We start from the raw sequence: 26,576 nt of genomic DNA, 5'->3' as shown, positions 1-26,576 counted from the left end.
TCAATCCGATTTCCGATTCTCCCAGGAGATCCGGAATTCTCCCGCCGGAAGGCGGAAACGCTGCGTCCCTTCCTCCTCCGATTTCAACAAGACAACTCCTGCAAACTCGTCGATCCCTCGCCCGTTGATCTGGAGGGGGCGCCCCGTCGGAGCTACCACCGCGGCGGTCGAATTCGGCGGAATCCGGATCTCCATGATCGTCCGGCCTTCATCGTCATCCTGTTTCCAACCGGATCGGATTTCCCCATACGGAGATTCCATCGACAACGACGCGAAGGCCAGATTAGACGGAATAAGGGGCGCGATCATAAAATCCTGCATGCCTGCACTGGCAGGATCGAATCGAATCCCGCACAACAATTCGACAAACCAGTTCGCGAACGCATGCGATTCCGCCTGAGCCGACGAATTCGGAAGAATTCCTCCGGTCGGAAAAGAGCGGCTCTCCGAAATGGTCGTCAAACCCAACTTTTCTATGAAAAATCCGATCGCCGGGAAGTCCGTCGAACGCAACTTTTCGACGGCCTCGTCCATATATCCGTATTGACTTATCAAATACAATGCACGATACCACTCGCGCCCCCCCGGAATCGCCCCTTCATAATAAGTCTCGATTTCATCGAAGGTAAGATCGGCAAGTTCTTGCCTCTCATCCGGACGTGCGATCCCTTCCTCGACCGCGATCGCGTTCGATACCGGATTCCCGCCGGCGGTCACAAATCGCACCGGATCCGACTTCACCCGGCGGGCCCCATACGCACCGGTTTCCGGATCGCGCATTGCACTCTCCCGAACCGCGTCGACGATTGCCGCCGCCAGATCCTCGTAGTAACGCCGTTCTTCGATTTCCCCCAGTTGCCCGGCGATCCAGGCGGCTTTGCTCAGCACGTTGAGCCATCGGCCGACCGTCACAAATAGCGGATCCGAAAAAGAGTCGCTCTCCATTTGACTGGTCGGCTCGAGTTGGACGTGATCGCCGGTATTGGTGGAGGGAACGTCGGGATCGGGCCTCCATCGTTGGCCGTATTGACTGGTTTCCCACGAGCGTATGCCTTCGAGATAACGCTCCCCTTTTTCGCCTTCCCAATAGAAATCGATCCATTTGCGGATCTTCGGGAAGTAGTCTCGGACGGTATCAATATCTCCGTAATACGTCAGATACAACCAAGGCAGATCGACTACCGGGGTCTCATGGATCGGCATGACCGGGATCACATCGCGGTAACTGTAGGCCCGCAGGGTCAGCGTCTGGCCGGAGGTGCGGCCATTGGGAAGAAACCAAAGTTCCTGGTCCCGGAGGAATTTCCGGTAAACCATCGCGAAATCGCCGATCGCCGTATTGAAGGCCGCCGGCCAGGTCCACGGCCAGGTAGTCTGGTTTCGCTCCGTGGCATTGTCCCAACTCATCGACTGGGTGTTCTGCAACGTCGATGACGCCGACGCCTTGAAAATGCGATTCAACAGTTCATCCGATGAGTCGAAGGCATCGTGGTTTACCGGGAGGTCATTGTGAATCAGAATGCCGGTCACCGTGTCGAGATCCGGCGTGAATTCGAGCCCGGTCACTTCGAGATACCGCATCACTTGCGGGGAAAACCGGGTCTGATAGGTCAACGGATTTCGCCCGTCCGGCTTCACCGCCCAAGTGGTGATTCCGATCGCGCCTCGCCGGAAGACCGGTGGCGCGTCGCTCATCACGGCCGAGGACCGATGCTTGGCCACGATCATCCCAGGACTCGCCTCCCGGATCGATCCATCGGGATAACGCAGGTTGTGATGCCAGTTTTGAGTGGTAATTTCCTCGTTCCACAACCATTCCGAAGGGCGGACGTAAACCGTTCCTGTCTGTCCGGCGGGGAGCTTGATTTCCACGTTGCCCGTGATGGTCTCCGGCAGTTCGAAGACCCAGACTCCCGGCTGGGGTTCGGTGACCGCGATCGGCGTAAATCGCTTGATTTCCCTTTGCGGTTGGACGCTTTGCGCCTGGATGACCGGATCCCCGACCGGCGTTTCGAAACTCGCCACCGGCCGCCAATCCGAGTCGTCGAAACCGGGCGCATCCCAACCCTCCGGCTCCAGATTCGCGTCGAAAAACTCCCCGATGTAATGATTGCTGGCCAGGAGTCCCCCGCGCCCCTGCTTCCAGGACTCGTCCGTGACGAAAATCTCCACCGTGCCATCGGCGTATTCAATTTCCAACTCCGCCCGCAAGGCGGGGGTGTTGTAGTTGTCCCGAAACTCGGGGAACGGCCAGGCCACCGTCTCACGGGCCCAACCATCGTCCAGGATGAATCCAAGGGCGTTCCGTCCCGGCCCGAGAAGGCCGGTGACATCGTGGGTGACGTAATTGACCGCCACCGAATACTGGCTCACCGCCGGATCGAGCAAATCGCCGGATACCGGTTCGCCATTGAGCCGGACTTCAACGAAACCGATGGCGGAGTATCTGAGCCGCGCCGACTCGACCGGCCGATCCAATTCGAACTCCCGGCGAAAGTAAGGGACCCGGTTCAAATCGAGGACCCGGCTGAGAATCAGGCGGTCCCAGTGATTCATCAAGGTCCCTCGCGCCACCCGGTCCCAATGGTCCTTCCTCGCTTCGTACACCGCCTCCGGCGCGAAGATCGCCATCTCCGCCCAGCGCCGTATCTCGGGACCTTCGTTCCGTTCCCATTCAACGGGCTGGATCCACCTCGCCGCCCATTCGCCCGGCTCGAGCACGCCCATCTCAAAGCGGGCCGGCTCCGACCATGGGCTCTCATTGTCATTCTGATCCCAATACCGGACGCGCCAAAAGTATCTCCCCTTCGACCGCAGCGGCTCCCCTTCATAACGGACGAGATGGGATCGCCGGGACTCCACCCGGCCGCTGTCCCATTTCAATTCCCCGAAATCCTTTCCGGATGCCACCTGGATTCGATAGGCGGTTTGGGCCGCCCCGATGCGGTCGTCGTCAAACCGCCACGAAAACGGCGGAGTGCGGTTTTCCACCGCTAACGGCGTGTCCCGGAAGTCGCACCTGAGACCGATCGGTCCGCTGGGCTCCTCCGCCCATCCGCTGGCCGCGGCCGCCGAAAAGATCAGGAGAAGAAAGTGAAACGATAAATGAAATCTGTTTTTTCGTGGCATGGTAAATCATGGAATCCCGAACGTGTTATCCCTCGGGATTTCCGCCATGAAGTTACCACAATCGATCCAACCCCAACCTTAACGATTTCCCAAAAACCCAGCACGATTCTGCCAATCGGAGCGCCGCCAAATCTGAGAATGGCAGAAAAATGCTATCGATTGGCAGCATCGGTAAGGTTCCCAAGCACCGCCGATGCTAGACTACGCGAAAAACTATAGTTTGTTTCAATTGCCATGACGAATTGTTTTAAGTCGATGTCCAGGCCCGTCCTCCTTCTCGCTCTGTTTTTCTCTGCTTCGGTGGCCCTTCATGGGCAGCCGCATCCGCCGACAAATCTGCTTTGTGATTTCCGCGAGAATCCCCTGGCGGTGGAAAACCCCGGGCCTCCCTTTTCCTGGCAACTCGAAGACGACCGCCGTGGGGCGGCGCAGACCGCTTACCGCATCCAGGTCGCCCGGGACGATTCATTCGCCGAGATCGTCTGGGACAGCGGCCGGGTGGAGTCCCGCCAGTCCCATCTGGTGCATTACCAGGGCGAAGCGCTCGCTTCGAAGGGACGCTACCACTGGAGAGTGCGCTATTGGGACCAAGAGAAGGAGGAGAGCCCTTGGTCGGAGCCGGCCCGCTTCGAGATGGCCGTGCTCGATCCCGCTGAATGGCGGGCCCGATGGATCGAGCCGCAGGAACGCATCGCCAACTCCGGCTCCGATTTCGAACGCTGGGTCAAAATGGCCATACTGCCGGAGGAATCGGTCTATCAAACGCGGAAAAACCACTGGGACCGCGTCGAGCGGAATCAATTACGTCACTGGGACCGCCTCGTCGTGAGTCGAGCCCGGGATCTTCCCCGAGTTCCGTATTTCCGTACCGAAATCGAAATTGACCGCCCGGTGGAAACGGCACGGCTGCGATACGCCGCCTTCGGTTTCGTCGACGCCCGCCTCAATGGCCTGCCGGTGTCGGACCATGTCCTCGACCCAGTGGTCACCCAGTATTCCAAAGCGGTGCGATACGTCACCCACGATGTCACCGCAATGCTTGAGCCCGGCCGCAACGCCATCGGTTTCATTCTCGACGAAGGCTGGGCCCGCGAGGCGGTGGCCTGGCCCTTCCCCGAGTTCAGCCACCATTACAATTCCCCCGCCCTGCGGGCCGAATTGGAAATCACCTTCACCGATGGTACTTCGGAGATCTTCGGCACGGACGAGTCATGGAAACAGGGATACGGCGGCTTGCTGGCAAGCAATCATTACCTCGGCGAGATTTTTAACGCAAAGCTGGAACCGGCCGGCTGGGATGCTCCTGGATTCAACGACTCCGAATGGAGTCCGGTCTCCACGTTCGAAGATCCGGTGGGCGATCCGATCATGATCGCCCAAAGCGTCCAACCGCAACGGCACGTCAAACGCGTCACGCCGATCGCCCTCACGCAACCGCAGCCTGGCGTCTGGGTCTTCGAATTGCCGGAAACCGTCACCGGCTTCGTCGAACTCCAACTTCCGGCCGACCAGCGATCGACCGTGTTCGTGCGGCCTTCCGAGTGGCTCTGGAACGAGGAAATCACCACCCAAAACTGGCACCACAACCTGCGCTACCCGGACGGAAACATCCGCGAAGCCACCCCCGGAATGATCGTGGCCAAGCATCGATCCTCGGCCGTGATGGCTTCGGCGCCGCCGGTCTTCCGGCGAGGCGCGATCGGGATCATGACTTGGGCGGTCACTCCCGACGGCGACGGTCCCACCACATTCACGCCAAGGTTCTCGCCGCAAGTGATGCGTTACCTCGAAGTGACCGGCCTCGACTTCAAGCCGGATCTGGAAACGATCACGGCGATCCTGATCCGCAACGACCTCCCGGTGAACCATACTTTCGAATCTTCGGAACCGGTCTTCAACAATCTCTTCGCGGCCGCGACCTCGTCGACCCTTCAAAACACCCAGTCGATGAGTTGGGACAACTCCACCGAACGGAACCAGACTCCGTGGCATTGGACCTGGCCTGCCCCCTTGAACACCGCCATCGGCGACTTCGCCCTGGTTTACCGCAAGTTCCTCGAAGACCAGGCGCTCTGGATTCTCCCCGATGGCCGGACCTCCGGTCAGACGCTGACCCTGCGCGCCTACAGCTACCGCGACGCCATACCACCGACTCCAATCCACGAAACCCCGGTGATCGACCTTCCCTGGGTCTACCTCGCCTACTACGGGGATATCGAAATGGTGCGGAACTACTTTCCGTTGATCCGCCGGTGGATCGATTTTTACTGGGAGGGCGACAAAGGAAAGCGCTACCTCGCGGGAATCCGATCCTGGAAGGCGACGCGTTACGGCCAGCGGTGGAGGCACGATCCCGAAGCCCCCTCGACCAACACCGGCGACCATACCCAGCATCATCCCTCCGGCCGGACCGAGAGCGCCTTCGAATCGGACCAACTCTATGTCACCCTCGGTCGTTGGATCAATGTGCTACGCAAAGCTTCCTGGCTCGCCGCCAAACTGAATGAACCCGACGAGCAAGCCTACTACGAAAAATTAATCGGTGAGATCGTCGAGGCAATCCGCGACAGCGAGATGCGCGACCCCAAAACCGGCGCCTATGGCGCGCGACGCATTCAAAGCACCCCTCCCCGCTTCCTCACATCCGGCGGTAATCCGGTCTCCAACGCGATCGCGGTATTGGAAGGAATCGCCCGACCGGAGGAACGCCAGCGACTCGCCGACATCTCGTTCCGCGAGATAAACACCCATTTCGACAACGCCATCCACGGGGGTCGCGAATGGTACCGGGTTCTGTATATGCTGAGCGACCACGGTTATCTGGATGATGCGGTCGAGATTCTGCGCTCCACCGATTATCCCGCCATCGCCTATTTTACCGAAAAGATCGGCCTAACCAGCATTCCCGAAAGTCGGAGCGATCCGGTCGGGGGAATCACTCTGAATTCAACCGCTCAAGCCGAGTCGCACGCCTTCGCCAACTGGTTCGTCGAGGTACTCTGCGGAATCCGTCTCGACCCCGGCAGCATCGGAATGCAGGATTTCGTCATCGCTCCCAACATCCCCTCCAACCTCTCCCACGCCTCACTCACGATGAAATCCCCCTACGGCGAAATCCATTCCGGTTGGGCTCACAAGGGAGATGAGACGATCATGGAAATCCGGATACCTCCGAACTCGACCGCCATGGTGGTGGTCCCGACCTCCCGACCGCTCAGCGTCGACGACACCCCCATCGACGAACTTCCCGGAATCGTCGCGGTCGAAAACGACGACGGAAATCAACGTTTCCGTTTTCCCGCTGGCGAGTACCGCATCCTCTGGCAAACGACGGAGTAACCTTCTGTCCCAGGATCGTATTCGATTCGAAGCGAATTCAACTCCGTCACCCGACGACCGGATTCATTGCCGAAAGGTCGCCGGGAGCCAAGTGGAAAGCGCGGGAAGGAAGGCCGTCGCCAATAAGGCGATGAAGAGGGCCAGCAGAAACGGCAAGAGCGGTCGGACCAGTTCGGCAATATGGCATTTTGCCACGCCGCAAGCCACGAAAAGCGAAACGCCCAAGGGTGGCGTGCATTGACCGATTGCCAGCGCCATTGTCACCATCACTCCAAACTGAAGGTCGGGCATGCCGACCGCCCGCGCGATTGGCAGGAAAACCGGCACAAGAATCAACATCGCCGGCGTCAAATCCAAAAATGTGCCGATCGCCAGCAGAACAACCAGCATTAAAAGCACCAGCATCATTCGGTTCTCGGTAAGCGCGAGCATCGCTTGACCAATCTGTTGCGGCACCTGCTCGATCGTCAGCAGCCATGCGAAGGGAGCGGCGGCGGAAATACACAAGACCACGACCGCCGTGATTGTCACCGCTTCCCGCAACAACAACGGAAAATGCCGCCAGCGCAGTTCGCCATAAATCAGCGTGCATATCACCAATGCGTAAAGGACGGCCACGATGCCCGCCTCCGTCGGAGTGAACAGACCGCCGATGATTCCTCCCATGATGATGACCAGGGTCAGCATCGGAAGAATCGCGTGGAGCCCTGACCGGCCGAGCTCCCTCAGCGTCGGCGCCGCCGCCCCCCCCGTCACTTCGTCTCCCTCCCGCCGCCGCCAGATCGTGTATAAGACACTCATCGTCATCAGACTGACGCCCATCAGAATGCCGGGAATAACTCCGGCCAGGAAAAGGTCTCCAACGCTGATTCCAGCGATCACCCCCATCAGAATCAAGGGTACACTCGGGGGAATGATCACACCAATACAGCCGGACGTAGTCTGCAGCGCGGCGGCGGACGGAACGTTGAACCCGGGAGCCCGGGCAAGCGCGGGTATCATGACCGCGCCGATGGTCGCGGTCGTCGCCGCCGCCGATCCTGAGATCGCGGCGAACATCATGCTGGCCAACACCATCACCAGAGCCAAGCCCGCCGGCAGCGCGCCGACCAGATTCCGGGCGAATGCGATCAAACGGTCACTCATTCCTCCCCGCCCCATGATCAGTCCCGCGAACACGAAAAAGGGAATCGCGACCAGCGGAAAACTGTTCACTCCACCCACCATCCGTTGCACGACGACTTCGAGACTGAACGGTGTCGCCGCCGCCATGGCCACCACCGCTGCGGCCACCAAAGCGAAGGCGATCGGCACCCCGAGGACGAGGAGAATGACGAAAAGAACGGCGAGCAGAAACAAGACCATGGCGATTATCGACTTTTTAAAGAGGACTCGGCCGCCCCCGAAAACGGATCGGGCGGACTGACCAACATCGGCAAAGATCGGATCAACATCGTCAGGCAACTCAGCGGCAACGGAAGATACGTCCAGGCCAGACTGATTTCCAGGATATCGGTGGAGGTCGCCCGCACCGCCCATGTGTGGGCAAACCCGTGCCATGTCAGTATCAATAAAAGGAGGACAACTAATAACACCGCCAGCCGTCGGATCCAGATCGCGGAACGTCTCGCCAAACCCCGGCCGCGGGCCAACCGAGCAGCCAACAGTTCAATCGCAAAATGGCGATGATGCTTCAACGCCACCGCCGCACCGATAAAAGCCGTCCAGATAAAGAACAGCCTCGCCAGTTCCTCCGCCCAAATGAAAGGATCCCGGAGGATGAACCGGGAAAACACCTGGAGCGCCACCGTGACGCAAAGCATCACCAGCAAAACGCAGGAAACGATTTCTTCGATTTCGCCAAAAATCCTTTTGGACGGAAACATCGGTCCGTTACTCGTTGCGACCGGCCTCATCGGACGAACCATGGGCTCGTATCGCCTCCGCCAGGCGGCGAAATCCCTCTCCGAAGCGCTCGTAGGATGCGGTATAGACACCCTCAACCCGGGTGCGAAATACACTCTCGTCAACTTCGTGAAACTGCATTCCGGCCCGCTTAAGCTCCTCCACAGCCTCTTCACTGAATCTTTCCCAATCCTCCCATTGCCGTTCGATCGCATAAGCGAAGGCCGCCTCGAGTATTGCGAATTGCTCGTCGGTCAGGCGCGTCCGCAGCGCGGCACTCGCCAGAACGGCATCGGGTATTCGCAAGTGGTGAGTCCAGGAGAAATGAGTTGTCCCCGTTTCATTCATACGAAAAAACCAGGCCGTCGGCGGGTTGTTTTCCCACCCGTCGAGAACCCCCTGCTGCAGCGCCCCATAGACCTCGGCCATGTCCATTGTCACAGGACTTCCGCCCATCGCACGGATGGTGTTGACAAGCATGCTGCTCTCCATGACCCGGATGTTCAGCCCGGACAAGTCCGCCGGCTGCCGAACGGGGGTCTTGCTCATGATGTTTCGGGATCCGGAGGTGAAGAAACCGAAGGCGAACATGTTCCGGCTCTCCAGATGACCGAGCAGTTCGTGTCCGATTTCGCCGTGGAGGACCTCCCTCTGATGATTGGCGTCCCGGAAAAGAAACGGCAGATTTAGAACATTCATCTCCGGAACCTGTCGTCCAAGTGCGGCGACCGATATCACTCCCGCATCGATCTGTCCGGTCGAGATCATTTGGACGTGATCGACGGAGGAACCAAGAACGTTGTTGGGAAACACCCGGATCTGAATATCGCCCACGTCGTTCTCCACAAGGTAGGTTTGCACCTTCAGAAGCGCCTGATGGACCGGGTGGTCCTCCGGCAGACCATGCCCAATGCGAATAATGGTTGCCCCGTCCTGACCGCCGCAACCCGCTCCCAGAGCAATCAAAACGGTTAAAAGAAGAAAAGCCGGGCCTCTCAATTTCCGCGCGTGCATCCAAATTATAATTTTTTTCATGTGTTCAGGTTTAATTGGTCAGATTCAAAATCCGATGCTCGCGCCTCCATCGACCGGCAATACCACGCCGGTAATAAAAGCCGCGGCGGGCGAACAAAGATAAACCGCCGCCCAACCGATTTCGCTTGGAGCACCGAAGCGGCGGGCGGGAGTGCGAGCGAGAATTTTCCGCTCACGTTCCGGATCGGCCGCCAGCGCGCCGCGCATCATTGGCGATTCGATCCAACCCGGAGCGATCGCGTTCACCCGGACTCCCCGTTCGGAAACTTCCGCAGCCATCGTCCGGACCATTCCGACGTAGGCGCTTTTCGCCGCCGAATACGCAGTCACCTGCGGTATCCCGAAAAGCGATGCCATCGATGCGATCATCAGGATGCTGCCAGCGCCCCGCGCCAGCATACCCGGCAACACGGCACGGTTCAGTGCGTGAGCGGCAAAGACATGAGTCTGCATCACCGCTTGAAAGTCCTCGTCGGAGATCTCGCCGGTCGGCTTCTTGAAATGGATACCGGCATTGTTCACCAGGATCGAGACCGTCCTCCCGGCATCTTCCTCCGCCTTCGCGACAAGGACGCCGGCCATAGCAAGGCGGGTAATATCATGAGAGATCCATCCGACGGATCCACCGATTTCTTCCGCTGCACTTCTCAACGGCTCCTCCCGGCGGCCGACCAAAGTCACTGAGGCTCCGGCGGCCACCATGCAACGGGCGATCCCCAGCCCAAGGCCAGTTCCTCCTCCCGTGATCAACGCATGTTCCCCGTCGAGAGCGAAAACGGAGCCAACGGCTATTGGTTCTTTCCCCTGGCTCATCGTTTCAAATCCTCGATCGCCGAACGAATGTAACCAAGCGCATAGGCCATCCCGGCATGCCACGGCGCGTCACAGCGCAACGAAGGGGTGTGGTCGGGAATCAACACGCCGTCATAATCGTTCCGGTGAAGGAGTCGCAGAATTCGTTTCATATCGATGTCTCCTTCATCCACAAAAACTTCCTCGTAGTTTGGAACCTTTCCGCGGACGTTCCTGAAGTGGATATAGGCGATCGCCCCCTGCCGCGCATAGGTTTCGGTCGCCTCATACACATTCCCGTTCGTCATTTCCGAAATACTGCCAAGACAAAACTCCAGGGCGTTGGCCTTGCTCGGACGCAGGTCAAGCAGCCGTTGGTAAAACTCCGGCTGATAAACCAGACGCGGCGTCCCACGCAATGTCGGCATGGGCGGATCGTCCGGATGGGCCGCAAGGCGAACCCCGCTTTCCTCCGCCACCGGGACCAACTCCGCTAAAAAGCGCTCCACCCGGCTCCACAGTTCCTCGTGGGTGGGCGCCGAGATGACACCGGCCGGGGCGGACGGATCGTAAACCATGTTCCAAACCTGCCCGTTCGGCACCGGGGTCTCGCGGGGTCCGGCCGGTCCGCGAAAAGCCACCGATTCAGCTCCCCCCCGGCCCCACGGGCCGACCACATGTCCCCAGACTCCCGCGAGCGAAAAGTTGTAGCCGATGATCGGGATGCCAACCTCGCCGACGCGTCGGACCATCGTCTTGAGGTTTTCCATCTGTTCATCCCGGCGGGGGCCGTCGAGCAACACATCATGCCAATGCACCGGATCGAAGTTCTCGATCGCTTCCCAAACCAGTCCCTCCGCCTCGATCCCTCGCTTGATGCCCTCCAGTTCCTCGACCGTCCACAGATCGTCACCCCGCCTGCCGCTAGTGCCCCAACTTGTGGTTTCATCCGTTCCCTGCAACTGGCCGGCCGACATATAATCGACCAAGTGGGCGACTATATGCGTGCATCCGCATTGCCGGGCGAAACGATAATTGTCCGGCGTTAACATCCGCCGGTAAAGACCAAGTCCGATTTTCATGGAGAAAGATCTATGGAAAATGACCCGGGCGCGGCTCGACGAGATACGATCTTCGACGCGAAACCGCCGGAATCCTCTTGTTTTGACGGCCCAACTCTCACCGGGGTCCCAGCCTACATCAATCCGTACAAGATCAGCCTTAACCATTCGGCCATTTCCTAGCACATTCCTGCCATCCGCGGGGCATTGGCACGATCATGCTGCCGTTTGGCAGGATCGATAAGGCGGATTGCACCGGCACCGTGATAGCATCGGCCCCTTCATCCGTGGCCCGGATTTTGGCTCCTATGACTCAATCACCTTATTCTCTCCGGCGATGGACTGGGTTTCTCCTCCTCGGTCCAACTCTTTTCGCGCACTCGGCCGCCGCCAATTTGTCATTCACACACGAAAACCCGCTGGTGTTCAACTTCGGCCCGGACGGAATAGACGTGCCGGAACGGGTGATCCAGACGGGCACAACACGATTCTCCGATGAAAACCAGTGGGGATGGGTCCGGCCCCCGGATGTGCTCCGCCAACGGGGGATGCACGACAATACCCTCCGCGACACCTTCGCGGCCGTCTCCCACTCTCTTTCCGACGGCGCCGAATTCGCGGTGGCGCTGCCCGCGGGCGATTATGTCGTCGAAGCCGTGATCGGCGACATGGCCTATCCGGCCACCGCGCGGCTCTTCTTCCAGGGGGAAACGGAGCCGTCTATCGATCTGGGAGTCGTTCCGGCGGGTCTTTTCGCGGTGGAGCGACGGGCGGTTCGGGTGGTGAACGGACGCTTGCGGATCCACATTCCCCCAACCCGCGCCTCATTCGCCGGCCTCACCCAACTTTCGGTTTTCCCGGCGGGCGCGAGCCTCGAACCCGATGAGAACGGCGAGCGGTTCACCGCCCGGCCCGGAATCAGCCAGGAGTCCCTTCCAGACACCCCCGCCGGTCACGCGCCCGGGACGATCGTGGAACGCTCGGCCATCGCCCGAAGCTGGTCCGAGCCCTTCGCGATTTCCGATCCCGACCGCCCCGCCATGTGGTGCTGGTTCCAGGACCCGCGGGCGGTCATCGATCTCGGCGTTCCGGACCGTCCCCTGCTTCTCGCCGCCGTGGTGACGTTCGGGGAACCGGACAGCGAACAGCGCGGCGACGTCGATCTTTATTGGGTCAATCTCGCCACCGCGGATTCGGGCAACCCCGAGCGCGGCCGCTTCGAGCTCGATGACCGGCTGCAATTGGACGACCACGTCGCGCCGGGCCTGATGATCCGCCCGGACGGACGCTATCTCGCCACCTGGACCATGCATGGAGACCGGAACTCGCCGACCTATTCCCCCCAGGATCGGGAATCCGTTCACCTCCGTTGGCGAATCTCCACCCGGCCCGGGGATCCGACCGAGTGGGGCCCGATCAACCGGAACGCGATCACCGGCGAAAGCTTGTGCTACACGCATCCGTTCTATCTGGCCGAAGCCAACGACGGCCAAGGGATGGTGTTCAATTCAATTCGGTCGACGGGATTCGACCATCACATCATCCACTCCGACGACCTCGGCGAGACCTGGCGTTACGGCGGCCGGCTGATCGACACCCCCGATCCGTGGCCCCATAGCCGCGAGGGCGGCCGCGCCTATGTGAAATACGCCGGCGACGGCAAAAAACGGGTCTACATCATCACCACCGACGATCACCCGATCGTAAACTTCAACAGCGACCGAACCAGTCCGGGGCCGTATTTGAATTCCATTTACGCCGGTTACATCGAGGAGAACAAACTGTACAACATGGAGGGCCGACTTCTCGATCCGAATCTCTCGAATCCGCACGGGACGCCGCCCCAGGAACTCCCCCTTCTCCTCAAGGACGGAACCGAGGTCGACGGCGCGACGATGCGGCGGGGGTGGCAAAACGATATCCGGGTCATGCCCGACGGCCACCCGGTGGCGGTCTTTCAGTTCCGGGCGAACGACGACAAAGACGATCACCGCTACTTCTACGCCCGCTTCGATGGGGAGCGCTACCACGTGCATCACCTGGCCCACGGCGGCGGACATTTTGCCCTGCCGGAACAGCCCGATTACACCGGGTTGGCCACCGTCGACGCGATGAATCCCGATGTCGTCTACATTTCCACCAACGCCCACCCGGTCACCGGAGAACCGCTGGTCAGTTCGAGCACCAGTCGGCCGCAATTTGAGATTTTCATGGGCCGGACCCACGACAAAGGGGCAACCTGGAAATGGACGCCCCTCACGGAGGACTCCCCGGCGGACAACCTCCGCCCGTATTCTCCGGCCTGGGAAATTGGACGAAGCGCCGTCGTATGGATGCGAGGCAATTACACCCGGTTTTACGTCTACGATACCCAAGCCATGGTCCAGCTTTTCGATTTGAACGACTGACCAACCCACTCCGCCCGCGCCTGGTCCACCCGGCGACGGGCGCACCCACGATGAGAGCGATCAATCATCCCAGCCTTTCCGCCGCGCCGTTCGCCACCATCGGACGGTTCGCTGCTGTTTCCATCGCCGTCTTCCTCGCCGCCGCGAACGCCGCCGCGGAGGGCGTGTATCCACGCGAAACCGACCCGGAGTCGCCAAGGCGATCCCAACTCGATCCGGCGAAGCAGGACGAGATCATCCGCATCGATGTGACCGGAGACGGCAAGCCGGATATCCTCGAACGATGGTGGGCGGGCAAACGAATGCGCTGGTTCGACGAAGCCGGCACGATGACCGGTTCCTGCACCTGGGGCGACATGATCAACGGCGCCTTGCAGATCGACGAAGATGGCGACGGCTACTTCGACGGACCGGCCGATCTGACAATCAAATGGGCCGACACCACCGGCGACGGCATCCCGGACATCGAGTTACTCAATCAAAATCCGCCTCCCGGGGCACGGAGCGTTTTCGCCCGCGGCCCCACCTACTTTGTCCTGATCGATCACGACAGTTCGGGAGTCCTCGCCGATCTCGATTGGACCGATCTCTCCCTGAGCTTCACCCGCTGGGACAAACCGGGTAATTGGCGGACCAATTACGCCGGGAACAGCACCTTCCTCAAGGAAGCCACACCGGCCTGGGCGCATGAGAATATTGAATACACCTGGGAAAACCCGTTCCATTTCTGGGATACAACCGGAGATGGAACCCCCAACGTATCCCTCCGCGTCGCCGACGACCGGGTCCTGACCGGGCCGAATCGAAGCCAGGTCCGTCATGACGGCCTGATCAACGAGGCCTGGGTCAGTTACGACATTCACAACGATGCCGGACACCGCAACGAGTTTCGCTACGACCTGACCCTCTACGTCGCGGGAGAACCTGGCGTCCGCTACGACGACGAGATCCACGAATTCCCCCAAATCAAAGCACCGGACTGGGCCGAACCTTACTACCGCCATTTCGAATGGCGCCAAAACACACGATTCCGCTTCCTGGGGCGCGACGATGCCATCGCCAAAATCTTCGGCGGCCAATGGGCGCGGGCATTCATGACCTTCGACGAGGATCAGGACAATTTCCGGTGGGAACGGGTCGAAATCTATTATCCCGGAGACCCCTATATCCTGGAGGGACGCCATCCGAATTCCCCGATTTACCACCCTCAGGCCGATACGCTGGGCGATCGCGCCGAATGGGACGAAGACTTCAGCGGCGAAGGCAAACTCTACCGGGCGGCCTGGGACGGCAAAATTCACCTTCTCGGAGCGGAACGCGGAGTCTGGCTGGTCGACCGCGAGGCGAAATACCATGGAGCGGTCCATCCCACGGGACGTTCTTCCCCCAAACGAGCCACTCGGCCGGAGGAAGTGATCCAGTATTTCGACAAAAACGGTGACGGCTACATCGACACCATCGTTTACGATTATGATGGAAACGGCACTCCGAACCGCGTCGACGACCTCAACGAGTTGGGAATCGACACGTCCGGTCCGATCCTCGACGTAACAACGATGGATTGGGAAATGCTCCGTGAGGAAAACGCGAACGCGGTCAACCGGTCGTGGCGCGAAGCCCAACGCTTCTTTCGGGTCGCCCTCGCCCATCAACTCGCCGACGAGGAGATCATTCGCTTCGCCCGGGGAACCTCCGTCGCCGAAAAATACGTCCACGCCTATTGGCTGAAGGAACTTTTCGTCAGGAAAGTCCTGGCCGAAACGCCGGAGCCCGCGCATCCCGCTGTTCTCCAGGCTTATTACCAACGCGACGCCGCCGCAATGGACGCCCTCCTGAGAGAAACCCGCCGGACCCGAACGCAACAGTAGCAGGCGCTCGCGGGGAACACTGATTCTCATGGCCAAAATGTGCTAACGATTGGCCCAATCGCAAAGGCATTCCGGAACGCAATTCAGTTAAACTGGTCTGTCAATCTGACTCCAAACCCAAATTGAACTCCCAACATTCATGAATATGAAAAGGTTCTCCAGACTACTCTTCGTGCCCCTCCTGGGCTTCCTCCTCGCCGCCCATGCCGCGGCCACCACTCCGCACGAGTGGGTCGGCCGGACCGGCGTGACCGCGGCGGAAGCCCGCAACTGGGGCATCGCCGGCAACTGGTCGGGCGGCATCCTTCCCGCCTTCGACAACCAGACCGATTTGGTTTGGGATACAAACACCGGGGCCGGAACCTCCCTTTCTTTCCTCGGCGCGAACCGAACCGCACGATCCATTACATTGGGGTCCAACCTCGTCTCGGGTTCCACAACCTACGACTTCCGTTTCAATGCCGGTGGGGGGGCAACCGATACGCCGGGGCGCCACCTGACCTTCGCGGCCGACAGTGGCAATGCAACCCTCATCATGGAAGACGAATACGGGAAAGATAATGCCCAAGTAATGATGAGATTCGGCAATAACAACAACAACGCCTTGATCATCCTCGCAAGCGACTTGGATGTGCACCAGCATTCGACTCATGCGAACTTGATGATCGAGCAGCCGATCACCGAATCCGGCGGGCCTCGCACGATCACCAAATACGGTCTCGGAAACCTTGAGTTCCGCCGGAACAACACCTCCTGGACCGGCGCATTGAACATCTTCGAGGGTCCGGTCACCTTCTTCAATGACCCACGAGCCGGGTCGGGAAGCATCTTCCTCGGCGAAACCGGCAGCGAAAACGATGTGACCCTGCTGCTGGGCGGTTTCAGCGCCGCAATCAACAACGGAAACTTCACTCGCGACATCGTAGTCAATTCCGGGGATGGAGCCCGCACGATTCGAAACCTTGAGGCCGCGAATCCGACCATCGCCACCGGCAACATCGACCTTTCTGCCGGAAAGGACGTCACCGTCGACGCGATCGCACACAGTGAAACCCTTCTCAATATCAGCATCTCCAGCACGGTCACCGGCTCCGGCGGAATCATCAAGACCGGATCGGGACGATTGACCCTTTGGAACGTAGGCAACACCTACGAAGGAGGCACTGCCATCGAAGAAGGCACGCTTCTTCTGGAAAACGTGGCCCTCCCGGGCACCGGTCCGATCACCATCGCCGAAGGCGCGACCTTGCACTCAGGGACAAATGCCGCCTTCAACGCGGCCCTCCGGGTCCTCCCCAACGACATCTCCGGCGAAGGACAACTCATCCAGACGGCCGGCACCACGCGCCTCCTCGGTGACGTCACCCACACCGGCGGCACCACCATCGACGGCGGTCAACTGCGGGTCGGTCACCTCAGCGAAACCGGCTCGCTGGCCGGAGACGTTCTCCTCAACGCCGGCACGTTCGCCTTCGCCCGGACCGACGAATACACGTTTGATGGCGTTATTTCCGGCAATAACCCGGGCGGAGCCTCGTTGAGCAAGGTGGCGGCGGGCACCCTCATCCTGACGGGCGACAACACCTTCGTGGCAACGACCCAGATCTTCGAAGGTGTTCTGGTCGCCGGCCACGAAAACGCCCTCGGCAACGGAGGAAACATTTCCTTCCGCGGTCTCGCCGCAATCGGCCAACTCCGCTACACCGCCGCCTCCGCCGGCACCGACTGGTCGCCACGCATCATCAACAGCGAAAACGCGATCAGCATCGACACCGATGGAAACGACGTCACCTGGGCCACCGGGTTGGCCGCCAGCAACGCCGCCGGTCTCATCAAGGATGGAGCGGGCACCCTCACCCTCAATGGCACCAACGCCTACTCCGGCCCGACCCTCGTCAATGAAGGCACCCTCGCCCTCGGCTCGAACGGCGCGATCACCGTCAGCAACCGCATCATCATCGCCGAAGACGGCATCCTGGACGCCTCCGCCGCGACCGCCGGAGTCGATCTCGCGGACGGCCAGGCCATCGGCGGCGCCGGAACGGTGATCGGCGACGTCATCTTCCGCGAAGGAGCCGGATTCGTTTTTAGCGCCACCGACACCCTCACGATCAACGGCGACCCCATCCTCTTCGAGGATTTCGGAATCAGTGACGTTCTCGATCTCGATGAGACGGTGGAAAACGGAACCTATACGCTCTTCAACGGCACCGTCGATGCCGGCAGCACCATCCGGAATCTCGGCGCCTCCAACGCCGAAAGCATCGGGGAAGGCAAGGTCGCGTATTTTGATCCGAACACCCTCGACCTGGTGGTCGCGGATGAATCCGCGGCGATCGAAACCTACGAGGAATGGGCCGACCGCTTCGGCCTGGTCGGAGCCGACCGCGACGAAAACGCCGATCCGGATGGCGACGGGTTGACCAACTGGGAGGAATATCTCTTCGGCACTGATCCGACCGATCCGGCTTCCCGCTTCGAGATCGCGATGGAAATGACCGAAGACGGCTTCGCGATCACCTTCGACACTGTCGAAGGTCGCGAATACCAAGTCGCCCGATCGACCAACCTGGTGAACTGGGAACCGGTCGGATCCACCGTGATCGGCGACGGCACTCCCGCCGAAGTGATCGACACCGACACTCCCGCCGACCGCGCCTTCTACCGGGTCCAGGTCGCCTTACAATAATTTCACCCATCGAAAACACGGGCCCCGCCGGGTGTGATGGACCATCGCAACCGGCGGGGCTTTCGTTTTTCACGAAGACGACCGGGCCATAAGTCCCGAAGCGCTTTTCAGCGTGACCGCGTCCTGGATCAAGGCGATGCGGATGGTATCCGAAAGTGATAAAAAAAGGATAAACGTCTCTTCGTTTGTGTCCCACCGAACGCCCGACGGCCAAATTACCCGGTAGGAATGATAAAACGACTGGTAGGAGTGGCCGATCGACCGGTAGGAATGACTGAACGACCGGTAGGAATGACTGAACGACCGGTAGGAACCACTGAACGACCGGTAGGAACCACCGAACGACTGGTAGGAACGGCCGATCTACCGGTAGGAACCACCGAACGACTGGTAGGAACGGCCGATCGAACGGTAGGAACGATCGAACGACACCAGAACGGCCGCCACGATGAGCGGTCCTTATTCGTATCCGTTGATTCGATGCGCTTTGATACCGGTTCCGAATTGCCGCCATCCGCGGATCGGTCCCTCCAACCAGAGCACCTCGATTTCCCGGTCGGTTTCGTCGATTCTCCATGGGACAACCACAGTCGAAATGCGGCCTTCACCCGACAGAACTTCGACCGAACTCCAGCTTCGCCCGCCGTCAGTCGTTTGCATCCGGTGAACCTGCGAACGATCGGCTTCCGCGTCCGTGCTCATGGCGACATACACCGTCTCCGGATGCTCCGGATGAATGGCGATCGAATAATTGCACCGCCGCGGGGTGTTGTCCCAGCCGCGCGCGAGAGTCGCCACCCAATGCGACCGCCACTCGCCCCGCTCATCCGGCGTCGCCCAATAACCTTCGTGCAAAGGATCGTCGCCGTCGGCCGGCACCACCGTGAAGGCGATATACGGTCGACCCTCTTTTGCGACGATGTCCGCCCATTTCGCGCGTTTTCGCCGATCCCCGTCCCGCTCCCAGTGCCAGATCTCGTCGAAATACTCCGCGCCGTGCACCGGCGCGTCGTCGAGCCCGAAGGATCGTCGGCCGTCGGCATGGAAAAACGCCTGTTCCGCGATATTGTACCGCGTGTAATAAATCCCCTCGATGCGCCCGAGAGTCCCCGCGCCGAATAACTCGTTCCACCCCACCCGGACGGCAACCAGATGTATGTCGTCGTCCTCGATAAAGGCCCGCGTGTAGCTTCGGTTATTCGACAAATCGTCGGCCAGGCCGAACATCAGGTGATAATCCGCGAACGTATCTCCACCGTCGGTAAACCGCCACAGGCCGATCCGCAGACGGCCTTGATCATAGGCCGGCAGAACCACGAAAACGTCTCCGCTGGACTGGTGCAATAAAGGATAGAACTGCCGCGCCTGTATCGCCCCAACGGACGGGCTTTCTTTCAACTCGCCGAACGACGAAACATCACCGGGCGCATCACTGACCCTCCAGAAGATTTTGTCATGGACGTAACGACCGTTCACTCGTTGGTTAATGAATATTTGAATACGGCCGTCGGACCGAACCACCAAGCCTCCCGGCTCGTGAAGATCGGCGTCCGTCTGAAACACCGCGCTTTCCTCAATGGCTCTGGTTTCGTTGTCGCGGGAAGCCACCCGGATCATTCCCGCGCTGTCGATGTAGCTGAAGAAAAGCTTGCCGCCGCTCAGCACCGCATGGGGACAGTTGTACCCCCAGGCGCCGTCTTCGGCCAACACCAATTTTTCAGCCGCGTCCCCGGTTTTTCCAGTTTTCCCCGTTTGGCGACGGCGTTCCCACTCCTGAATCGCCCGCACCGGTTCCCCGTCGCGGATCCGCATGCCGAACGTGTCCCACGATTTACCGTTCTCAAAGTATTCCCTCATCCGAATGGTGTAATTGCCGAAATCGGCGGCGACCTTGCGAACGGACGGCAGGTAGTGGACAAGATCGTCCTCCATCAAATCGATGACGTTGAGCGCGAGCAAACTCGCGTAGGACCGATCGTCCAGGAGGTCGATCAGGCAGGCCCGAACCGCCTCCTTCGCCACGCCCGATTCAAAGAGCGCCCATGCGGCGAGGGCGCGAACGTCGTGGGCGTCATCTGCGAGCCGCTCCTTCAAGACCTCGAGGGAGGCGGGTTCACGCTCTTCAAACATCAGAAGACCAACGACGCCCCAGTAGCGGATCCCGCTGTCGTCATGGTTGGTAAATGAAATGAGCCTCGCCATGTTCGCGGGGTCCGCCGCGAGGGCGAGATCGGCAGCGTCGAGGTATTGATCCAAGGGATACGCCTCCGGATCGCGCGCCAGTTCGTAAATCGTTGTGTTCCGTTCCCGCGCCCGGCGAGCCATCTCCTCCTCCGAAAGGATCCCGGTGTCCCGGACCTCCAGTTGCCACTCGCGAAGCGCCGAGCGCATGGTCTCCAATGCCTCTTGGTAATCCGGGTGATCGACCAGATTGATAACGTTGTCGGGATCCTCGCGAACGTCGAAAAGCAATTCGACCGGCTGGCGGCGCTGGAAGAAGGCTCCCGTCACCTCGTCGGTGAGCCCCGCCTCATGATGCGCTTCCCAAGCCCGGGTGGCGATCATTTGCCAAAGGAAACTCAGGCGTTGGCCGGTGGACATGTAGGGTTTGTAATTTTTGATATACAGCAGGTCTTTAGTCCGCACCGCGCGCATCTCGTAAAAGCGCTCCGCCTGGCGGCTGGTGAAGGCGAAGTGCATTTCGGGTTCCGGCTCCTTGTCCGGACCGAGGAAAATGCGGCCCTGCATATGATCCGGCACTTCGGCTCCCGCAATGCTCAACCAGGTTTTTGGCATGTCGACGAAACTTACCAGGCGGTCCACCGCTATTCCCGGTTCTTCCGCGGGCCAGAGGTGTTTGAATTTTTCCGGGATGCGCAGGATGAAGGGAGAGTGGGTGCCGCTGTCGGTCAAGAAGCGTTTGCTGCCCGGCATCACTCCGCCGTAATCGGTGGTGAAGATGACGATGGTGCTTTCCGCCAACCCATCCGCTTCGAGTCTCGCCAAAACATTTCCCACGGCGGCATCCATTCTTTCAACCGCGTCGGCGTAGTGGGCGTAGTTGTAACGGATGTCCGGAATGTCGGGATGGTAGGCGCGAATGCGTTGCCGCTCCGGGTCGTGCCGGGGATTACTGATATCGCCGAAAGCCTGGCCCTCGTGACTTTGTGCAAAGTGGGCAATATGAAAAAACGGTTGGCCTTCCGCCCGGTCGTCCCAACTCCGGCCGCGGTCCCATGCGTCCCGGTCGGGTCGGCCGCCGATGTTGTAATCGGTCTTGCCCGGCTGCAAAGCAAAGTATCCGGCTTCCCGCAGGTAATCGGCATAATAGCGAATTCGGTCGTGAGGAATGGCGTTGTTGGTGCGAAGGGGGGTGGTGCCCATCGACACGGCGTTGATCCCGGTGATCCATGTGCTGCGGGAAGGACTACAGACCGGGGCGCTGGCAAAAGCATGGGTATACCGGAATCCCTCCGCGGCGAGCCGGTCAATGTTCGGGGTGGAAACCGCCGGATTGCCGTAGCAGCCGATCCAACTGACGTTCGCGTCCTCGGCGTCCAGCCAGAGGAAATTCGGACGGATCTCCGACGCCGGTTCCCCGGCAAAAATGGTCCCGACCAACACCCCTCCGAGAAAAGCGAAACCTGCGTGGCTAAGAATAGCGAACCTCTTCATGGCAATGATATTCGATGTCGAAACGTTGGTAAAACGGCAACGGTCCGGGAGAGCTTTTTGCTCCACCTCAGTTTTCCGTCTCTTCCTCGACGATGACCTCTAGAGCGCCCGAGGAGGAGATGGAAAAATAAGCGACTTTTCCGGAACCCATTTCGTAAGGATTTTCGCTCCCCAGGTTCGCGATATTCGCGGGATCGATCCGGACATCGCCATCGATCAAGGTATAAGAGCCCGGCGGAATATCCTCGCCGAAACCGGCGAGGTCGTCGAAGCCGAACCTCTCGAAAACAACCGTCGCGTCGACGGTCAACGGCGCGTTTCGTTCGAAATCGAACGCGAACCGGGCTCCGGCTTCGAACCGGATGTCTCCGGCGATTCTTCCACGGCCCCCGAGGGCGGCGCCGGAGTTCACCTCAATTATCCGGGTGTTGTGCAAGAGACCTCGTTCATCAATCAGCAACGTTCCGGCCTCGACCGCGGTGACGCCGGTGAAATTGTTGCCCGCGTTCAGGACCAGCGTGCCGTCGCCGAGTTTCCTCACTCCGCCCGTGCCGGTAATGTTGTGGGTCAGGCTCATCGAGTTCCTGCCCGGGCCATGGTCGTCGATTTGAAAGATCACGTCCTTGCCATCGGCCAGAACGATGTTGGCGCTCTGCAACTCGACGGCATCGTGCTCGCTCGAATTTTGGATGATCCGTGCCCCTTCCCCGGACGAGACCACCACGTAGTTGGTGAAGACGACCCCGCCTCCGTCCCAGACGCCCCCGAGCCTCAACATGACATCGTCCGCGCCCCCGGGTTTCCCGAGTCGAACCGGTCCGGTGCCGAGCGCCTGCGCGGAATTGAAGGCATACACCGTCCCCTGGATGATCCTGAGCCCGCCGCTGAAATCGCTCGGCCGACGCAACTCCATGGCACCCGGTCCATGCTTGATCATGGCCCCGGTTCCCGTCACCGGCCGGTCGATCCTGAGCAGTGTAGTTGTGGAATCATGACGAATCTCCAGATCGCTGGCGAGCGCAACGGATCCATGGCTGTGGAGAAGATCGATCCTTTCCAGTGCCAGCCCATCCACGATCCGGAGCGACGCGTTCCCCTCATCCGCGCCGAAGGCCAGGACGAAGTGCGCCCTCTCCTCGCCCATATTGCGGCCCTGGATCTGGAAAACTCCAGCGGCGCTGGTGAGGTTCTCTCCGAAGGTGATCGAGCGCACCCGCCGGTGTTCCATAATCCGCTGGAAGTGCAACTCTCCCACATCGATGTCGAACCCCAGATCGGTCGTCCCATCGAAAACGGGGACCGCATTCCCGGCCCAGTTTTCCGCCACGCTCCATGCCCGGCTGCCGCCTCCCTGATCCCAGGCATACGTTGCGGCGGAGGCGGACTGCGCGAAGAAACAGATCCCGGCCAGAAGAAGAGAAAGGGTCGGAAGTCTGCGTTCGCGCCCCGCGGGTTCGTGCATTGCCAACATTCCCGAAGGTTCACTACGCCGTTTCAAACGGCGGATTGATGGAGAAGGTGAATTGGTTCAAGTCGTCGATTCGATAAAGTTCGAGCGACGGCGAGTAGGAGCAATTGAACACCGTCTTCCCATCCGGCATGAACTGCATGGCCCGCAAATATCCCTGGGATCCCTTGTGCTCGTACATCGGCCATTGATAATTGACGAGAATCTGAGTCACATGGTTGCCTCCCGGAGCCTGGCTCTCCAGGCGGGCCAGCCCGGTGGCAAGCACATGGCCGTTGAGGGTCAGGAAGAAATTCGGATGCCTGGAAACCAGTTTCCGCCAAAGATCCTCCCCGTCGTTGATGCCACCCGCGGCTTCCATGTCCTGGGCCAGCGTGTAATGCTCAGCCCACTTCGGACTCCACCATTGGGACCGCCCGTATTTGTCCCAATCATAACGGGTCCCGTCGTAATACAGGTAATCGTGGGTATTCAGAATCACACGATGGTCCGGATGCGCGGCCACCACCTCGTTGGCCCACTCCACCACCGCGTCCCGCGTCGACCACTCGAGGTTCAGAATCATCACCTTCTGCTTGCCGAGGGTGAGCAGGTGATAGCTGTTCTCGATGCTGTTCTCTTCGAAAAGTCCGCCAAAATGCGGGGATGCCTTGAAGTTTTCGACCGGAAAATAATCGTTCATCAGGGTCTCCCTGGTGTCACCCGGACGCTCCGAACCATAGTCGTGATTGCCGCCCACGATCGCATACGGCACTTTCCCATCCAGCACGCTCATCGCCCGGCGGGCGAACCGCCAGACGTCATGACTCCGCCCCTGCACGATGTCTCCCACATGGATGACGTAGCGGATGTTGTAACGCTCCCGGTTCTCGGCGATCCACTCCACCTGATCGAGGAAATTGCGTCGGGTCGATGCACCGGGGGGACGCGTGGGCAACGTCATGAACTGGGTGTCGGGCAGGACGATGATCGTCTCGACGCCGGGGTCTGTTTTCAACTGCGGCAGGGCCGTGACCACCTCCGGCTGGGCATTGGCCAAAACGGTGTCCCGCCGCATGTCGCCGGTCAGATATTCCGCGGCCCACCGGAGATCCCCGGTCGTCCCTGAAGCCGTCCCTGGTCCCCCCGGAAGAGGTGCATCCGGGAGAGGCGCCCCCGAAGCCCGGTTCGTCAAGCCGGGCAGAAACGCCAGGCCGGCACCGGCAACCAAGCTGGTCTTGATGAATTTCCGTCGATTGATTGCAGGATCCGTTCCCATGGTATTTTTCTTGATTCTGCACCCTCCATTTCATGCAGGGTAGATTGATTCGCAAGGTTTGGCCGCATCTTATCAACAACCGATGGCTGACCGCCTTCACAAAAGAGCCAAACGCAAGCACGATCGTGCCAGCGCCGTCACCCGGAAGAAGCCTGGAGCCCCGTTTTGGAGCGCGGACATGTTCGCTGCTTTCCGTTCAATGTGACATGTCACCCCGGCGTTATGCCGGCGCACCTGGATCCGGAATCACTCCCTACCCCCTTGCACCAATTCCCAGGCTTTCAACCATCAGCGTGAAAAGATCGGTATTTTTCTGAAACGGCTTCAAATGCTCGCTTCCGGGGCCCATCGCCGCCAATTCGACGTGGTCGGAGGTATGGGCGTTGCCGACCCAGCCGATGTCGATGTGATTCGCCAGAATTTGCCCCAGGATGGCGGTCGGCCGGTTCATGCGGCCATAAGGGACACGATACTGTCCGCGATACCAATCGCGGAGAAAACGGACCTCGGCCCGGGGGATCTCCAGCCCGGTCACTTCGTGGATGGCTTCGACCACCACGTCCAGCGACGTTTCCCGGTCGACCCGTGACAATATCGCGGATTGGGTCGCGCGGAAGTCACTCAGAATGCCAAAGCTTCGCTGCCCACCGTCTCCTCCGGAGTTGAGTCCCGGATTCGCGTTGCCGTGATCGGTGGTGATCAGCACCAGGGTGTCGCCGTGGTTTTCCGCGAACTCCGTGGCTACCGCGATGGCATCGTCGAAGGCAATTTGATCGTGCATCAGAGCGGCGATATCGTTGCTGTGAGCTCCATGGTCCACGCGAGCCCCTTCGATCTGGACCACGAATCCTTCGGCCCGCCGATTCAATTTTTCCAAACCGATCCGGGTCATTTCGGCCAGGCTCGGAATCCCGTCCCGGTCTTCCTCGTTATTCAACCGGTCCAGCTCGTAGGGAAGGTGCCCATCGGCAAAAAGGCCCAGCACCGGAGCTTGATTGCCTCGGACGGCTCGCAGTTCCTTCCGGTTGGCTACGCAGTCGTATCCGGCCTCCTTAAATTCCTGCCAAAGGTCGCGCCCATCCTCTCGCCGGTCCGCCACAAAGTGGTTCCGTCCGCCTCCCAGGATCAAGTCCAGGCGGCGGTCGAAATATTGTTCCGCGATCAATGGTTCCTGGCCGCGCGACGATACATTCGCGGCGAATCCGGCGGGAGTGGCGTGAGTCGCGGTGGCCGTGGTGATCAAACCGGTCGCCTTGCCCTCCGCTTTGGCCAATTGCAGAATCGTGCGATGATGCTCGCCGCCCGGCCCGATGTTGACCGAGCCGTTGTTGACGCGATAGCCGCATCCCCAGGCGGCCGCCGCAGCCGCGGAATCGGTCACGATCGAATTGGCCGACGCCGTCTCCATCAAACCTCGTTTCAGTTTTTCTTCCTCATACAACCGGATCCAATTCGAGGGCCGGCCGTCGCGCCAGCGAATGAACTGGTCGACGAAACCAAGGGTTCCGCTGCTCATTCCATCGCTGACGAGGAAAATGACGTTTCGGGCCTTGCCGGCACGACTACGCCCGGATGAACTTCCGCGGAGAACGCTTGCGTTGCCGATGAAGAAAGACGAAACGAGACCGGCCTGAAGGAACTTTCGGCGATTCATTCCGAGACCCTATCGGCCCGAAGCGAAACCGGGCGATTTTAAACAGCCGCATGATCGTGCCAATCATCCGCACGAATTCGCCAAGCCTCCGTCACCCAGAGCTGTTTCATCTGGCCGATAACCCTCCCGCGGTGGGGCCTCTGCCTTGTTGGAGTACCGGCTTCAGCCGGTCTTTTCCAGACATCCGGACCGCCTAAAGGCGGGACTCCAACAAATCATAGCCCTGCTCCTTCTCCCGTTTCCCAAATGGCGGGATCGTGCTTGTCTTTGGCATCATCCGTAAGGCCGGCTGCGG

General features: G+C 60.0%; 14 protein-coding genes. 4 read left to right on the top strand and 10 right to left on the bottom strand.

What is annotated here, in order from left to right; all coding sequences use genetic code 11:
• Window positions 1-3,129 carry an alpha-L-rhamnosidase N-terminal domain-containing protein gene (locus ACWUI2_RS18210; protein ID WP_486984272.1) on the bottom strand — a complete coding sequence of 1,043 codons (3,129 nt, stop codon included), beginning with the start codon at window positions 3,127-3,129 and terminating at the stop codon, window positions 1-3.
• 255 nt (window positions 3,130-3,384) lie between these two features.
• Here ACWUI2_RS18210 and ACWUI2_RS18205 point away from each other — a divergent pair, with 255 nt between their 5' ends.
• Window positions 3,385-6,468, top strand: coding sequence for a family 78 glycoside hydrolase catalytic domain (locus ACWUI2_RS18205; protein ID WP_486984271.1), 3,084 nt, complete (start codon window positions 3,385-3,387; stop codon window positions 6,466-6,468).
• 63 nt (window positions 6,469-6,531) lie between these two features.
• On the opposite strand, the gene ACWUI2_RS18200 is transcribed toward ACWUI2_RS18205, so the two are convergent.
• Genes ACWUI2_RS18200 through ACWUI2_RS18180 form a run of 5 tightly spaced genes read right to left on the bottom strand, consistent with a single transcriptional unit; the run spans window position 6,532 to window position 11,282 of the window.
• A complete protein-coding gene (locus ACWUI2_RS18200; protein WP_486984270.1) occupies window positions 6,532-7,833 on the bottom strand; it encodes a TRAP transporter large permease in 1,302 nt (433 codons plus the stop codon).
• Window positions 7,834-7,838: 5 nt separating this feature from the next.
• Entirely contained in the window at window positions 7,839-8,354 is a 516-nt protein-coding gene (locus ACWUI2_RS18195; protein WP_486984269.1) for a TRAP transporter small permease, read from the bottom strand.
• Window positions 8,355-8,361: 7 nt separating this feature from the next.
• Window positions 8,362-9,408, bottom strand: coding sequence for a TRAP transporter substrate-binding protein DctP (gene dctP / locus ACWUI2_RS18190; RefSeq protein WP_486984268.1), 1,047 nt, complete (start codon window positions 9,406-9,408; stop codon window positions 8,362-8,364).
• Window positions 9,409-9,432: 24 nt separating this feature from the next.
• The gene (locus ACWUI2_RS18185; protein WP_486984267.1) at window positions 9,433-10,221 is read right to left on the bottom strand and encodes an SDR family NAD(P)-dependent oxidoreductase; all 789 of its coding nucleotides are present in this window, start codon (window positions 10,219-10,221) and stop codon (window positions 9,433-9,435) included.
• Window positions 10,218-11,282 (bottom strand): mannonate dehydratase, encoded by a 1,065-nt coding sequence (locus ACWUI2_RS18180; RefSeq protein WP_486984266.1) that lies wholly within the window; start codon window positions 11,280-11,282, stop codon window positions 10,218-10,220. Before ACWUI2_RS18180 ends, ACWUI2_RS18185 begins: the two co-directional genes overlap by 4 nt.
• 287 nt (window positions 11,283-11,569) lie before the next feature.
• Here ACWUI2_RS18180 and ACWUI2_RS18175 point away from each other — a divergent pair, with 287 nt between their 5' ends.
• From ACWUI2_RS18175 to ACWUI2_RS18165, 3 genes are all read left to right on the top strand, one after another.
• The gene (locus ACWUI2_RS18175; protein WP_486984265.1) at window positions 11,570-13,669 is read left to right on the top strand and encodes a hypothetical protein; all 2,100 of its coding nucleotides are present in this window, start codon (window positions 11,570-11,572) and stop codon (window positions 13,667-13,669) included.
• Window positions 13,670-13,719: 50 nt separating this feature from the next.
• Window positions 13,720-15,537, top strand: a complete 1,818-nt coding sequence (locus ACWUI2_RS18170; protein ID WP_486984264.1) for a hypothetical protein — start codon at window positions 13,720-13,722, stop codon at window positions 15,535-15,537.
• 145 nt (window positions 15,538-15,682) lie between these two features.
• A complete protein-coding gene (locus ACWUI2_RS18165; protein WP_486984263.1) occupies window positions 15,683-18,226 on the top strand; it encodes an autotransporter-associated beta strand repeat-containing protein in 2,544 nt (847 codons plus the stop codon).
• A 459-nt stretch (window positions 18,227-18,685) separates the two neighbouring features.
• Here the strand turns inward: ACWUI2_RS18165 and ACWUI2_RS18160 are convergent, their stop codons facing one another.
• The 4 genes from ACWUI2_RS18160 to ACWUI2_RS18145 form a co-directional block, all read right to left on the bottom strand.
• Entirely contained in the window at window positions 18,686-21,901 is a 3,216-nt protein-coding gene (locus tag ACWUI2_RS18160; RefSeq protein WP_486984262.1) for a sulfatase-like hydrolase/transferase, read from the bottom strand.
• A gap of 67 nt (window positions 21,902-21,968) precedes the next feature.
• The gene (locus ACWUI2_RS18155) at window positions 21,969-23,363 is read right to left on the bottom strand and encodes an autotransporter-associated beta strand repeat-containing protein (protein WP_486984261.1); all 1,395 of its coding nucleotides are present in this window, start codon (window positions 23,361-23,363) and stop codon (window positions 21,969-21,971) included.
• Window positions 23,364-23,385: 22 nt separating this feature from the next.
• A complete protein-coding gene (locus ACWUI2_RS18150) occupies window positions 23,386-24,627 on the bottom strand; it encodes a metallophosphoesterase (RefSeq protein ID WP_486984260.1) in 1,242 nt (413 codons plus the stop codon).
• A 253-nt stretch (window positions 24,628-24,880) separates the two neighbouring features.
• On the bottom strand, window positions 24,881-26,281 hold the full coding sequence (locus tag ACWUI2_RS18145) for an alkaline phosphatase (protein WP_486984259.1): 1,401 nt from the start codon (window positions 26,279-26,281) through the stop codon (window positions 24,881-24,883).
• Window positions 26,282-26,576: the final 295 nt, after the last annotated feature.

The sequence above is a fragment of the Verruconatronum alginivorum genome (genome assembly GCF_056590205.1).
Note: the sequence above shows the minus strand (reverse complement) of the source record. Positions and strands in the feature narration are given on the sequence as shown.